Genomic DNA, 12,219 nt, shown 5'->3' with positions numbered 1-12,219 from the left:
CCGGATAAGCTTTCGGGGAATACGCAGTCGGAGGATATCAATCTAACAAGGCTTACACCGACTCAGTTTGGCAAGAATTATTGAAAACGAAGAGTTAGGCCAATAAACCGAGGGTTTTGCCGTTGGACTTAGCTAAACGGATTAAATTTTGGCGCTGTTTGGCATCGATGCCCACCCGGTTACAAAAGTTGGTGATGGTCTGGCAGTGGAGGGCAATCGCCTTACCGCGGATCTGATTGAACTTAGCTTTGCCTAACTGTTGACGAACCAAGATAACGATGGGGGCGAACATGGCAGTGACTCCTAAATTCCTACGAGCAATCAAGAAAAACAATTATTTCTGGGGCATTGGCTTCCTTATGGGGGAAACTTTCTTTGCCTTATGTAAATAAATGTAACAGTTTTGTAAATTTTTGTAAAGCAAAGTTGACAAGGAGTTTTTTTATCGTTACTGGTCGCAATAAAAAAGGAGCCTGTTGGGGCTCCCTTGGCGTTAGATGCGGTTTGGCTTGATCAATTGTCCGACTCGGTGGAGTCCTCCGGCGGATTGAGGGCATCTTGACTGTCTTCCGGTAAATCGATGAATACCCGTTCCTTGGGCTCTAATCCCCTAAGAATTTGGGTTTTGTCATCCAATACCAGGCCAATGGTGACGGGCCTAAACTGGGGCTTATCCTCTGCATCGGGCACCATCACCCCAGTTCTTCCCCCCACGGTAACAATGGCCACGGTGGGTACAGTCAAGGCATTGGCCAACCTGTCCCCCTTGAAGACCACATCCACATTCATTTTTGAGCGCAATTGTTCCTGGCCGGTGGCTAAGCCAATGGTGACCTCAAAGGACGTGACGTTATTCTCCACAATGGCTTCAGGGGCCACCCGGATTACCCGGCCGGTAAAGGTTTCATTGGGAAAGGCATCGGCCACAATATCCACCATTTGTCCGGGACGGAGAGCGGAAATATCTACTTCCGGTACCCTGGCCACTACTTCTAGGCCCTGGGCTAGGGCCACAATGGAAGTGGACGTGGCGGAAGCTGTGCTGGAAGCGGAGGTGGTGGGAGTAACAAAGGAACCCACTGTGGCAAATTTTTGCGTGATGATGCCGTCAAAGGGAGCCACGATGAAAGTATCCTCATAGGCAATTTTGCTCCGCATTAGTTGGGCTTCGGCTTGGGAAGCGGCGGCCTGGAGGGTGGCCAATTCCGTTTCAGCGGTACCTTGTCTTTCCCTTAGTTGGGCCATTTGGGCCGCTACCCCCTGTTCTGCCTCGGCGATCGCCCCTTGGAGTTGGACAATTTCTTGCTCAATCTGTCCCACTTCGGGGGAAGCGGTAGTTCTGGCATTATTCAAGCGACTTTGGGCTTCAAACAGGCCGGCTTGGGCATTTAAAAACTCGTTGGAGAGTTCATCGTACTGATCCTGGGTAATGGCCCCTTCCTGGAGGAGGCTTTGATTACGATTGCGACGATTTTCCGCTAGCTTGAGGCGAGATTCTGCCGAAGCCACCTGGGCCCGCAATTGGTCAATGTTACTGGGAATGCGCGATTGGGCTTGTTCTAAGCGAGCTTGGGCACTGGCCAGTTGGGATTGGGCCTGGGCAATGCGGGTACGACCTTGATTCACTTGGGCCCGCAGTTGGTCAATTTCGGCGGGAATTCTGATGCGGGCCTGTTCGTAGCGGGCGATCGCCTCCCGCAAACGGGCTTCTGATTGCTTACCGTCGGCAAAAAATTCCTGATTTTCCATCACCGCAATGCGATCGCCTTTTTTGACCACATCCCCCTGCTCGACAAAAAGCCGTACCAAACGCCCGGGAGCCTTGGGGCTAATATTGACGGTTTGCTGGGGTTGCACCGTGCCGCTGGCCTTAATCTCCACCTCCAGGGGAGACTCCGTGGCCATGACCGTGTATTTATCCAATTCCGACTGGCGGGAAGGGCCATAGGCCGAACGGTAAGCAAAAATTCCCACCACCAGGATCCCTAGCCCCAACAAACTGAGCAGAATAGGCAGGGGTTTTTTCATTGATTGGACAAGGGGCATGGCCATGGGCACTAAAAAATTGGTCTGTTGATCTTTAAGGTAATTTAGGTAATCCCCCAAACCATTTGGTCAGGACAGATTAAGATTCGACTTCCGTTTCCGTCTCTGACTCAGATTGTTCTTCCCCCGCTGGCCTGATCCGCTGGAAATAACGGCCACTTTTGGGCGGTAGGGGTAGGCCTTTTTCCTGATGAAAATCCTGCTGTACTTTATAAGTTAAACGGGGGGACACTTGGCGGACAATTTCTGTCAACAGGCGATCGCCAGTGGATTGAATCAACTTCATGGGCAGTTTGTAGATATAGCCAGGGAACTGCACCGCCACATCCATTTTCAAGTCCCATTCCACCTGGGTAATGGTTTCCGGCCAGGGGATTTCCGCCTGGGCAAACTGTTTTAAACTTTTCTCCGTCAGGCGATCGCCATTGACTTGATGCAGAGTCATGTTAGAAAGAAAATCCACTTCATAACCCAGATTGGGGGTATCGGGCAAAGGAACCGTATGCATCAGGTAATTGCCATCCTGGGGCGGTTCCAGCACCACCGCAATTTTGGGCTCCACATCAAAACCCAAAGCACCAAACTTACCAATGGTCAACACATATCCATGGTCCCCCAAAGGATCGGCTTGCATAGGCTGGGCACAGCGACGGAACCAACCTTGGTGGGCCTGTAGATAGTCGTCCACTTCTTGACCGGGGGCAAACATTTCCATTCTGCCCTGGAAATGGGTTTGGAAATGTACAGGGGGAAAGCCATTGTCCTGGGGGTCAACGGGTAGGGGTTGGGAATTATGGGTCAAGGCAATGTGAATTCAATAAAAACTATTGTGAACCAGGATTTCAGGTGAGATTGTCCCAGAACCTAGCTATTTGATTCTAGACACTAGACAGATTAATCAAAATCCCCCAAAGTTTGAGGGATTAAGAAAAACCATTTAGATCAAAAATATAGTCTTGTCTGCTCTGCAAAGGGTTCAACTGAGCGATCAGGCGCCTAAATCCACCTGTACTTCTCCATTTTCCACCCGCACAGGGAACACCGGCAGGGGCTTTTCCGCCGACATTTTGCCCATCAAACCCCCCACCACAGGTGGAAAGGGACTCCATTCCTGCACAGCACCGGAACAAAGATCGAAGGCACTGCGGTGGAAAGGACAAACAATCGCCCCGTCCTTAATTTTGCCGCTTTTCATCGGTAATTTGAGATGGGGGCACTGGTTACTAACTGCGTGGATAGTACCCCCTTCATTCAGCAACAGAATAGCCTGTTGGTTTACCTTAACCACTTGACGACTACCGGGGGGAAGCTCACTTTGGGCGAGGGCTTTGGTCCAAACCATAATTTTAGTTAAATCTAAAAAATCAAAGTTAAAAAGGATTGGGAACCGGTTTACACCTACAAACCCCCCAGGTTGGCCAGAGCTTCCTTGGGGAGGGTGAGGGGCAACTTGAATTTTTGCCAACGGGCCCTGATCCAACATCCTAAAAGTTTAGGAGAAAAACCCCCGTTTGTCCTAGTAATGGGCGTTTATTGGGGAGGGGCGCTGGGCAGGGCACCAATGGTGACGGTTAAATTTTGCTGTTGGCCGTTGCGGAGAATGCCTAGTTCCACTTCGTCTCCCACCGCCAGTTTGCCCACTAGGGATTGTACCTGTTCAGCATTTTCCACTGGTTGTCCCTGGAGAGATTGGAGCACATCCCCTTGTTCCAGTTTGGCGATCGCCGCTGGAGAGTTGGGCATAACCTGCATAATCACTACACCCTTATCCACAGGAATGTTCATACCCGTTTCTTGGCGAATTTGGCTTTGTAGTTCCGGGGTCATGGTCACCATTTGAATGCCGAGGTAGGCGTGCTCCACTTTGCCCGTAGCAATTAACTGTTGAGCAATTTCCTGGGCTTTGTTGATGGGGATAGCAAAACCAATGCCCTGGGCGTTTTGAATAATGGCGGTGTTCATACCAATTACTTGCCCATCCGCATTGAGGAGAGGACCACCAGAGTTACCAGGGTTAATGGCCGCATCGGTTTGGATAAATTCCACCCGTTTGTCGGGCACACCAATATCCGCACTGCGGCGGCCTGTGGCACTCAAAATCCCTGTGGTGACCGTATTGTCCAATCCTAAAGGATTACCAATGGCGATCGCCCATTCCCCCACCTGCAGGTGATCGGAGTCCCCTAAGGCCACGGTAGGTAAATCACCAGCTTCAATTTTGACCACCGCCACATCCGTAGAGGGATCAGAACCCATCACCCGACCGGGAAAGGAACGACCATCCTTAAGAGTTACTGTCACTTCATCGGCCCCATCCACCACATGGGCATTGGTGAAAATCTTGCCATCATTACTAACAATGAAACCGGAGCCCGTTCCCCGTTGCACCCGTTCGTTGGGCATGGGGGGCATCTGGGAACCAAAAAATCTTTGCAAGAAGGGATCATTAAATGCCTGGGGCACCTGGGATTTAACCGTTTTTTGGGCATTGATACGCACCACCGCGGGGCCGGTGGATTCCACCACGTCCACGACAAAATTGCTGGGCTCTCTAGGGGATAAACGACTTTGTAAGTTCGTTGCTAAGCTCTCATTGGCAGGAGCAATGGATTGATTAGTTACTAAGGGAGAAATAACAGAATTATTTGTTAAATGATCCGCCCATTGGGGATTAGTTAAGACAAATGTCCCCCCAGCACCAATGCCCATACCCACCAGGACTAGCCCCAGGTAGGCCAAGGAAATTTTAGAAGGGGTCTGTTTGGGAGAATGGAGGGAAACGTCTTTCATGGCTTGATGACACTTATTTGCTGAACTGTTGCTTAAAACAAATCTGGGAAAAAAGTCAGCCCGGTGAGGAGCAATTGGGAAAACGGCTTGGGCTGACATTTATTAATGTAGGGGACGAGTATGACAGGGCTATGACGACGGTATGAAATTTTTGTGTCAGTTTTTCAGGACAAGGTCATTGTTTTAGAGGGCTTTTTTTTGTATTTATTCTGATTTTGGAAAAAAGTCGGGGTCTAGGATCTGAGCTTGGGTGTAGGGGGATTCTTTGGGGAAGTTGTCGGGGGTTAGTTTTGTTTCCTGGGCTGCATCCTTTCGGGCATCTTGGTAACAATCGTCTAAGACCTGTTGCAAAAAGGGCTTCAGGCTAGGGCTGTCTTGCAGGATTAGCTTGAGTTGTAAGCGTTGCTCTTTGATGGTGTAGATCCAGCTATTGCTCTGTTTTTCGGGTTGGTGTTGCCATTTCAGTAGGTGAGCCATGAGGACAATTAACCGGCTTCGTACTTCCCTTTTGTTATTCCGTCCCATGGATTCTATTTCTTCAATGAGGTTGTCCAGGTCCAAGCCCTTGATGTCACCACTTTTGAGTTGGTTGACGGTCTGCTCTATCCACAGGTTGAAGTCCGTTTCATACAGTGTTGTCATACTTTTTGCACTTCCTTTTCTTCCACTACGATATGGGGGAATTCCATCATAATGTCCTTCTGGATTTGTCCATTTTTTTCAGTCAGGGTCAATATGTCCCCCAAGGGCTTTAGCGGGCCGGTAGGTTACCACCGGAAAGTTTTAAATTAATCACTGAAAAAATGAAAATGACCAAAAATAACACTAGCCCGATCGCCGAAGCGTAATTCATTTCGAGGTCTTGAAAAGCCCGTTCATAGACATAATAAACTACCGTTTTGGAAGCGTTGAGGGGGCCGCCCTGGGTCATGATATACACCTCTTCAAAAACTTTGAGGGCGGAAATGGAAGATAAAACTCCTACTAAGAAACAATAGGGCCGCATGAGGGGAATGGTAATATCCCAATGTTGTCGCCAACCGTCCGCTCCGTCGATCGCCCCGGCTTCATAGAGTTCCTGGGGAATGGCTTGGAGTCCGGCCAGGTAAATGACCATGTAATAACCCAACCCTTTCCACACTGTCACCACCATCACACTCCACAGGGCTAAATTGGGACTGGTGAGCCAAGGAATACCATCGCTAAATCCCAGTAGGGCAAGAATTTGATTCAGGATGCCATTGGAAGCGTAGAGGGCTTTCCAGGCAATGCCTGCCACCACAATAGAGGTAATTACCGGAGTGTAATAGGCCATGCGAAACCAGGTGATGCCCCGCAGTTTTTGGTTGACCAAAATGGCTAGTCCCAGGGGCAACATGATCAGTAAGGGCACAACCCCCACCAGGTAAAGCAAAGTGTGGCGAAAGGTCAGCCAGAAAACCCTATCCCGCCAGAGCCGCTCAAAATTAGCCAGTCCTACCCAGGCCGGGGCTTTGGTCAAGTCCAGTTCGTATTGGGTAAAACTGAGGGAAAAAGCTTGTAGTGCCGGATAGAAAACCGTTGCGCCCAGCATAACCAAAGCGGGCAACAGGAATAAATAGGGGGTGGCTCCCCTAGGCCAACGGCGATCGGACCCAGAAGCAGTCATAGAAGAATCGGGTAGGACTACATCAAACTAACATAACCATTGCTGGCCCTAGGCATAAAGATCCGATTGCTGCCATGACAATGGCCGTGGATAAGCCAAAAGTTTTCGGTGTAGTTTACGGTTCCTTAGACTCTCCTTCAAACTGTTTGCGTTCTTCCTGCACCAAAGGATCTTCTTCCAAACTAGGAAAGGTGGCCAACTGGGGTTTACCTCGGAACAAATTCCTGAGTTGCACAATGCCCTGTTCTTGCCACCAACCGACAATGCCGTTGGGAAGCACAGTAACTACAATCAGGAACAAAGCCCCTTGGAAAAACAGCCAAACCTCGGGAAACTGCTCGCTCAAACTGCTCTGGGCTAGGCGCACCAACAGGGTTCCCAACACAGCCCCCACTAGGGTAGCCCTGCCGCCAACCGCAACCCAAATGACCATTTCAATGGAAAAGGCCACATCCATAATGCTCGGAGTAATAATCCCCGTTTGCACTGTGTATAGCCCCCCCGACAGACCGGCGATCGCCCCGGAAATGCCAAATACCAACACCTTGAAGCCAGTGGGATCGTAACCGGTAAATCTTACCCTGGTTTCATCGTCCCGAATGGCTACGAGGATGCGGCCAAAGCGCCCACTAGTAAGCCAACGGCAAAGAATATAAACCAATAACAGAGCCAGGACGGTGACTTCATAAAATACCAGTTGGACTCCGTCGGAACTGGCTAGGTAACCAAAAATTCTTTCTGTATCAGTTTTTAAGCCATTAGTACCGTTAATTAATTTCTGTTGCCCGTTGAAAAAGTTGTAAAACACCAACAGAGCCGCCTGGGTCAAAATCGAAAAATATACACCCTTGATGCGGTTACGAAAAATTAAATAACCCAACAGGGCGGCGATCGCCCCTGGCACCAACACCATGGCCAATACAGTAACGGGTAACGAATGGAAAGGTTGCCAAATCAGTGGCAGTTTATCCACCCCGTAGAGACCAAAAAATTCAGGTAATTGCCCTTCCGGTAACTGGAGATTGAGATACATGGCAAAGGCATAACCCCCAAGGGCAAAAAATATGCCATGACCTAAACTGAGTAACCCCGTGTAGCCCCAAATTAGGTCAATGCCCAGGGCAATAATAGCCAAAGACAGAAAACGCCCCATCAACCTGAGCCGTAGGAAAGGAAAATTATTCAACAGCCATTGACTTGGGCCTCCATCGGACAAAGATAAAACTGCGATGATCAGGGGAATACAGGCAAAAACCAACACTGACCCGAACAACGCATAGTCATTCCAACCCAACTTCTTCAGCAGTTTGGCCAGGGGAGAACCAGAAGGGGGGGCAGAATTTTGCATAGGGAAATAAAAAAGGCTGAAGCTAAATTTGGTCAGAGGTCAGGCTAGGGGGGGCGAGACAATGGGGCAAAGAAAAATTGCCATTGCCTCCGGGAAGCTACAATTCCGCCGTCCGGCCTTTGGGAGGGAAAATACCCGCTGGCTTGATTTGCAGAAAAAGGATAATCAGGGCGAAGACTAAAACCCTGGCCATACTGGTGGTGGCAAAAAAGGTAAAAAATTCGTACAGAGGTTGCAATGCTCCCTCTGGGGGGAATAAACGAATCAGGGTGCCACTACCAATCAAGTCACTGGATACACCGATCGCCAGGGAAGCAATAATGGTTCCGAGTAGGTTACCTACGCCCCCTACCACCACCACCATGAAGGTATTGATAATGTAGTTTTGACCAATGTTGGGCCCCACCGCCCCCAGAAAACTAATGGCACAGCCTGCAATGCCCGCTAGGCCAGAACCAAGGGCAAAGGTCAAAGCATCCACCTGCCCAGTGGGAATACCCAAACAAGCACTCATACCCCGGTTTTGGGTAACGGCTCGAATTCTCAGTCCCCAATTAGAACGGTAGAAAATTAGATACACCGCCAGTAAACAGAGCAGAGTCAGGAAAATTATAAAAATCCTGGTGTAGGGTACCTGGAAAGTGCCAATGGCAAGCCCCCCCCGCAACCAAGTGGGGGCACTAACATTGACGTTCCTAGCTCCAAACCAAGCCCGATTCCACAGGGGAGAATTGGCCTGGGCCACCACAAAACCACTAATGCCGGAGATCGCCGCTGAGAGAAAGAAAAGGATGACTTGGGCTTTCCCTAACCAAGGTTTGCCACCGGCCTGGCGTTTAATTAACCAGGTGCCACCGAAATATAAAAGCAAAAATATACCCACCACCAGCACCATAATCCAGTTCACACTGCGGACAAACTGTTGCAAAATCAGGCTCACCCCCCAGGTGGCCAGCAATGTTTCCAGCGGTCGGCCGTACAAGTAGCGGATAACCTGTCTTTCCAAAACTAGACCGGCGATCGCCGCCACCAGGAAAGCAACGGGCAGAGCGGCAAAAATGTAGAGGTCAAACCAAGGGTCACCGAGGCTCTGGAAGAGGTTTTGCACCACAAAGGTGCTGTAAGCGCCCAACATCATCAATTCCCCATGGGCCAGGTTAATTACCCCCATCAGACCAAAGACGATCGCCAAACCCAGGGCAGCAATCAGTAACACTGAACTTGTGCTTAAACCGTTAAAAATGCCTTCTAGGAGTACTGACACAATGTTTTCTAGAATTGGAGAAAGGTGGGCCTAATCCAGGCTCAAACCCGCTATTTCCGGGACTTAGTCCGAAAATGCCGTGGGACAAAACCAGGTTAGCCTTTATAGTTAACCCTGCTCCGTTCCATAAATTTGTTACCCGTGATACCAAGAGCGAGCTAAAACGCCAATGGTTGAAGGCGATTCAAGAACCAGAAGTTTTGGGGTTAACCAGCCAATTTCTACGGAAAAAACGAGCCAAGGAAGATTCATCTAAAGCTAAGTAGATGGGCCGACCGTGGGGGCAGGTGTGGGGATTATCACATTGTTGCCATTGCTCAATGAGTTTATTAATGGCAATGCGATCCAATTCCATACCGTTTTTAATGGCACTCCGACAGGCGATCGCCGCTTGGGCGGTGGAGAGGGAAAATACCTGACTCAATTCCCGCAAAATAGCAATGATTTCCTCCTGTCCTTGAAGAAGGGCCGGTAAACTCCGCACAGCCCAAATATCTTCCCCAAAGGGGTCTATTTCCAAGCCTAAATTTTGCAGACGTTCCACCTGTTCTGGGTTAAATCCTTGCAAGACCAGAGGTTGCTCCAGGGGTAAACATTGCCAATGCCGTTGTAACTGCTCAAACAAAACCCGTTCATGGGCCACGTGTTGCTCCACTAACCAAATGCCCTGGTCATGTTCCACCACCACATAGGTCTGGCAAACCTGGGCGATGGCCTTAAAAGCCTTGGGATAGCCCAGCACCGTTTCCGTGAGAGAACTGGCACCTTGTAGTTGATACACTCCCTTGGGTTCAGCGGCCTTGAGCAATTGATTCAGGCGAGGGGGAGCGTCATTGCCCAAAATTGCTAGGCTCTGGTGCAATAAGGTTTTTAGTTGCCCTTGCCAATGGGGTAAATCTTGCAAATAAATTTCTGTTTTTGCGGGGTGACGATGCCAATCGATGCACTGGGGCGGCAATTGCCAATGGGCAAAACACAGGGGATACCGTTGCCGGGGCAGGGTACGGTGAAAAACCGCCAAAATTGTCTGGGTTAATTCCGGCACATTCACAGGACGACCATTAATGGCAATGATTAACCAATCGGGACGGGGACGATGGCAGCGGTCAGGGTAACCAAAGGTCAAGCTTAGCTGGGCCGATGTTGCCTGATTTTCTAGATCAACGGGGAGGGACAGGGATTGTTGAGTGTAACCAAGCTGGCCCGCCTGGAGGGATTTAAGGCATTGCAACAAGATAGCTTCTGGGTTAGGACCGGGGCTAAGGCTCAACCGTAACCGTTCGTCCTGCCACAGTTGCCACGTTACTTGGGGATGGCAGAGGGCTAATTGTTGCAGATAGGTGACCATGGGCCGCCAAAACTGCTGACTTTTAGCAAAGGCCTGCCGACGTTGGGGAAAATTAGCAAACAGTTGCCGCACTTCCACCCTCGTTCCCATGGCGATCGCCACTGGCTCAATCTGTTCTGGTGAACCCTGGGGGCTGTAGGTAATGCGCCAACCACAACCCGGACTGGCCACACTGCGACTGCTAATGGTCAACCGGGCCACCTGGGCCAAACTATGGAGGGCTTCCCCCCGAAAACCTAAAGTTTTAATCCGTTGTAAATCTGCTTGGGTACTAATTTTGCTGGTGGCATGGGGCAATACGCTGGTTTTTAACTCTGTTACATCCATCCCCTGGCCGTTGTCCAACACTTCCAAACGCCACTGATCCCACCAAACACGAACCAAAATCCGATCAGCACCGGCATCCAAGGCATTTTCCACCAATTCCCGCACCACTGCCAAAGGAGAATCAATCACTTCCCCCGCCGCAATTAAATCCACCAACTGGCGATCGAGAACTTGGATCATCGACTTTTCTGCTATGCCCATAAAAAAGAGGGTAGATGATTTTTCTCCCTCTCCGCTTAAAAGCTCGTTAATGGTGTGGTTGATTTGCAAGCCAACAATCTCAAAAGATTGGCTTAACCGAAACTTACTTATTGGGTTGGGGGGTCAAACGCAAATAAGGCTTGATTTCTTCCACCCCTTTGGGGAATTTGACCTTAGCATCCTCGGTGGAAATGGAGGGCACCACCACACACTTGTCCCCATCTTGCCAGTTAGCGGGGGTAGCTACTTGGTGATAATCGGTCAACTGGAGGGAGTCAATTACCCGCAAAATTTCGTCAAAGTTCCGGCCAGTGCTGGCGGGATAGGTGAAAGTTAAGCGTAATTTTTTGGCAGGATCGATGATGAAGACAGAACGCACCGTCAAATTATTGAGGGCATTGGGGTGGATCATGCCGTACAGATCGGACACCTTTTTGTCGCCGTCGGCCAAGATTGGGTAGTTAACGGTAGTGTTTTGGGTTTCGTCAATATCACAAATCCAGCCTTTGTGGGATTCCACATCATCCACACTGAGGGCAATCACCTTAACGTTGCGCTTATCAAATTCCGGCTTAAGTTTGGCTACAGTGCCCAATTCGGTGGTACAAACCGGAGTGTAATCCGCAGGGTGAGAGAATAAAACAACCCAGCTATCGCCGGCCCACTCATGGAAAGAAATGGGGCCTTGGCTGGATTCTTGGGTAAAGTCGGGGACAACATCACCGAGTTGTAAGGCCATAACAGATAGTTCCTAATACAATGCAAAATGGGGATCTTCTTCGATCATACTGCCATATCAGATACAGAATTTGGACGAATTGTTAGAAAACGCAAAATTGTCAGGAAAAGACTGGCATTGACGCAAAAATCACTGATCTGATTGACAACACCTGGCCAGTTAGTCTGGGGTAAGGCGATCGCCTTAGGTCAAAGGCAACTAAAAATGGCCGGCCACTACTCCAGGGACAGTAATATCCTCATCTAACTCTTCCCAGCGGAGGGCATAACCATTCACTTCAACTTTGACCTTTGCCAATTGTTCATTTGTAGCTTCTTTAAGGATACGGAAACGATCGCCAGGAAAGCCAAAGATCCTTCCATCGCTGAGTTCAACGTATATCATTCGTTTCTCTGCCCATGCTTTAATTGCAGTGGGTTCAACCATGCGATTTCTGTTGGCATTTCTTGGATTTTTTAGAGGTGGTAGCATTAATAAACCTTGAGGTTAAAAATTATTAAAACAGAAT

General features: G+C 49.5%; 12 protein-coding genes. All 12 read right to left on the bottom strand.

Going from position 1 to position 12,219, the window contains the following annotated elements; genetic code table 11:
* Window positions 1-94 precede the first annotated feature (94 nt).
* The 12 genes from H6G46_RS13580 to H6G46_RS13525 all read right to left on the bottom strand — a co-directional run bounded on the left by H6G46_RS13580 (window position 95) and on the right by H6G46_RS13525 (window position 12,137).
* Window positions 95-292, bottom strand: a complete 198-nt coding sequence (locus H6G46_RS13580; protein ID WP_010872019.1) for a hypothetical protein — start codon at window positions 290-292, stop codon at window positions 95-97.
* Between the two features lie 221 nt (window positions 293-513).
* Window positions 514-2,052: an efflux RND transporter periplasmic adaptor subunit gene (locus H6G46_RS13575; RefSeq protein ID WP_048908424.1), complete on the bottom strand. Its 1,539-nt coding sequence runs from the start codon at window positions 2,050-2,052 to the stop codon at window positions 514-516.
* A gap of 73 nt (window positions 2,053-2,125) precedes the next feature.
* Window positions 2,126-2,848 (bottom strand): DUF1997 domain-containing protein, encoded by a 723-nt coding sequence (locus H6G46_RS13570; protein ID WP_020861545.1) that lies wholly within the window; start codon window positions 2,846-2,848, stop codon window positions 2,126-2,128.
* Window positions 2,849-3,034: 186 nt separating this feature from the next.
* A complete protein-coding gene (locus H6G46_RS13565; RefSeq protein WP_014407084.1) occupies window positions 3,035-3,388 on the bottom strand; it encodes a Rieske (2Fe-2S) protein in 354 nt (117 codons plus the stop codon).
* A 188-nt stretch (window positions 3,389-3,576) separates the two neighbouring features.
* Window positions 3,577-4,836 (bottom strand): HhoA/HhoB/HtrA family serine endopeptidase, encoded by a 1,260-nt coding sequence (locus tag H6G46_RS13560; protein WP_014407083.1) that lies wholly within the window; start codon window positions 4,834-4,836, stop codon window positions 3,577-3,579.
* A gap of 204 nt (window positions 4,837-5,040) precedes the next feature.
* Window positions 5,041-5,478 (bottom strand): DUF29 domain-containing protein, encoded by a 438-nt coding sequence (locus H6G46_RS13555; RefSeq protein WP_010872014.1) that lies wholly within the window; start codon window positions 5,476-5,478, stop codon window positions 5,041-5,043.
* 109 nt (window positions 5,479-5,587) lie between these two features.
* Complete coding sequence (locus H6G46_RS13550) at window positions 5,588-6,484, bottom strand: sugar ABC transporter permease (RefSeq protein WP_010872013.1); 897 nt, start codon at window positions 6,482-6,484, stop codon at window positions 5,588-5,590.
* Window positions 6,485-6,599: 115 nt separating this feature from the next.
* Window positions 6,600-7,832: an urea ABC transporter permease subunit UrtC gene (urtC, locus tag H6G46_RS13545; RefSeq protein ID WP_010872012.1), complete on the bottom strand. Its 1,233-nt coding sequence runs from the start codon at window positions 7,830-7,832 to the stop codon at window positions 6,600-6,602.
* 97 nt (window positions 7,833-7,929) lie between these two features.
* Window positions 7,930-9,096, bottom strand: a complete 1,167-nt coding sequence (locus H6G46_RS13540) for a branched-chain amino acid ABC transporter permease (protein ID WP_010872011.1) — start codon at window positions 9,094-9,096, stop codon at window positions 7,930-7,932.
* Between the two features lie 184 nt (window positions 9,097-9,280).
* Window positions 9,281-11,041, bottom strand: a complete 1,761-nt coding sequence (gene mutL, locus H6G46_RS13535) for a DNA mismatch repair endonuclease MutL (protein ID WP_020861544.1) — start codon at window positions 11,039-11,041, stop codon at window positions 9,281-9,283.
* Window positions 11,042-11,075: 34 nt separating this feature from the next.
* On the bottom strand, window positions 11,076-11,711 hold the full coding sequence (locus H6G46_RS13530) for a peroxiredoxin (protein WP_010872009.1): 636 nt from the start codon (window positions 11,709-11,711) through the stop codon (window positions 11,076-11,078).
* 198 nt (window positions 11,712-11,909) lie between these two features.
* On the bottom strand, window positions 11,910-12,137 hold the full coding sequence (locus H6G46_RS13525; RefSeq protein ID WP_223211346.1) for a DUF2442 domain-containing protein: 228 nt from the start codon (window positions 12,135-12,137) through the stop codon (window positions 11,910-11,912).
* Between the last annotated feature and the right edge of the window lie 82 nt (window positions 12,138-12,219).

It is taken from the genome of Synechocystis sp. FACHB-908 (assembly GCF_014698595.1).
GTDB lineage: Bacteria > Cyanobacteriota > Cyanobacteriia > Cyanobacteriales > Microcystaceae > Synechocystis.
This window is presented reverse-complemented; position numbering and strand designations above follow the sequence as displayed.

Excerpts from the sequence above, each read along its gene's own strand:
- H6G46_RS13580 (WP_010872019.1), bottom strand. The coding sequence starts at position 292 with ATGTTCGCCCCCATCGTTATCTTGGTTCGTCAACAGTTAGGCAAAGCT.
- H6G46_RS13575 (WP_048908424.1), bottom strand. The coding sequence starts at position 2,052 with ATGGCCATGCCCCTTGTCCAATCAATGAAAAAACCCCTGCCTATTCTG.
- H6G46_RS13565 (WP_014407084.1), bottom strand. The coding sequence starts at position 3,388 with ATGGTTTGGACCAAAGCCCTCGCCCAAAGTGAGCTTCCCCCCGGTAGT.
- H6G46_RS13560 (WP_014407083.1), bottom strand. The coding sequence starts at position 4,836 with ATGAAAGACGTTTCCCTCCATTCTCCCAAACAGACCCCTTCTAAAATT.
- H6G46_RS13555 (WP_010872014.1), bottom strand. The coding sequence starts at position 5,478 with ATGACAACACTGTATGAAACGGACTTCAACCTGTGGATAGAGCAGACC.
- H6G46_RS13550 (WP_010872013.1), bottom strand. The coding sequence starts at position 6,484 with ATGACTGCTTCTGGGTCCGATCGCCGTTGGCCTAGGGGAGCCACCCCC.
- urtC (WP_010872012.1), bottom strand. The coding sequence starts at position 7,832 with ATGCAAAATTCTGCCCCCCCTTCTGGTTCTCCCCTGGCCAAACTGCTG.
- H6G46_RS13530 (WP_010872009.1), bottom strand. The coding sequence starts at position 11,711 with ATGGCCTTACAACTCGGTGATGTTGTCCCCGACTTTACCCAAGAATCC.
- H6G46_RS13525 (WP_223211346.1), bottom strand. The coding sequence starts at position 12,137 with ATGGTTGAACCCACTGCAATTAAAGCATGGGCAGAGAAACGAATGATA.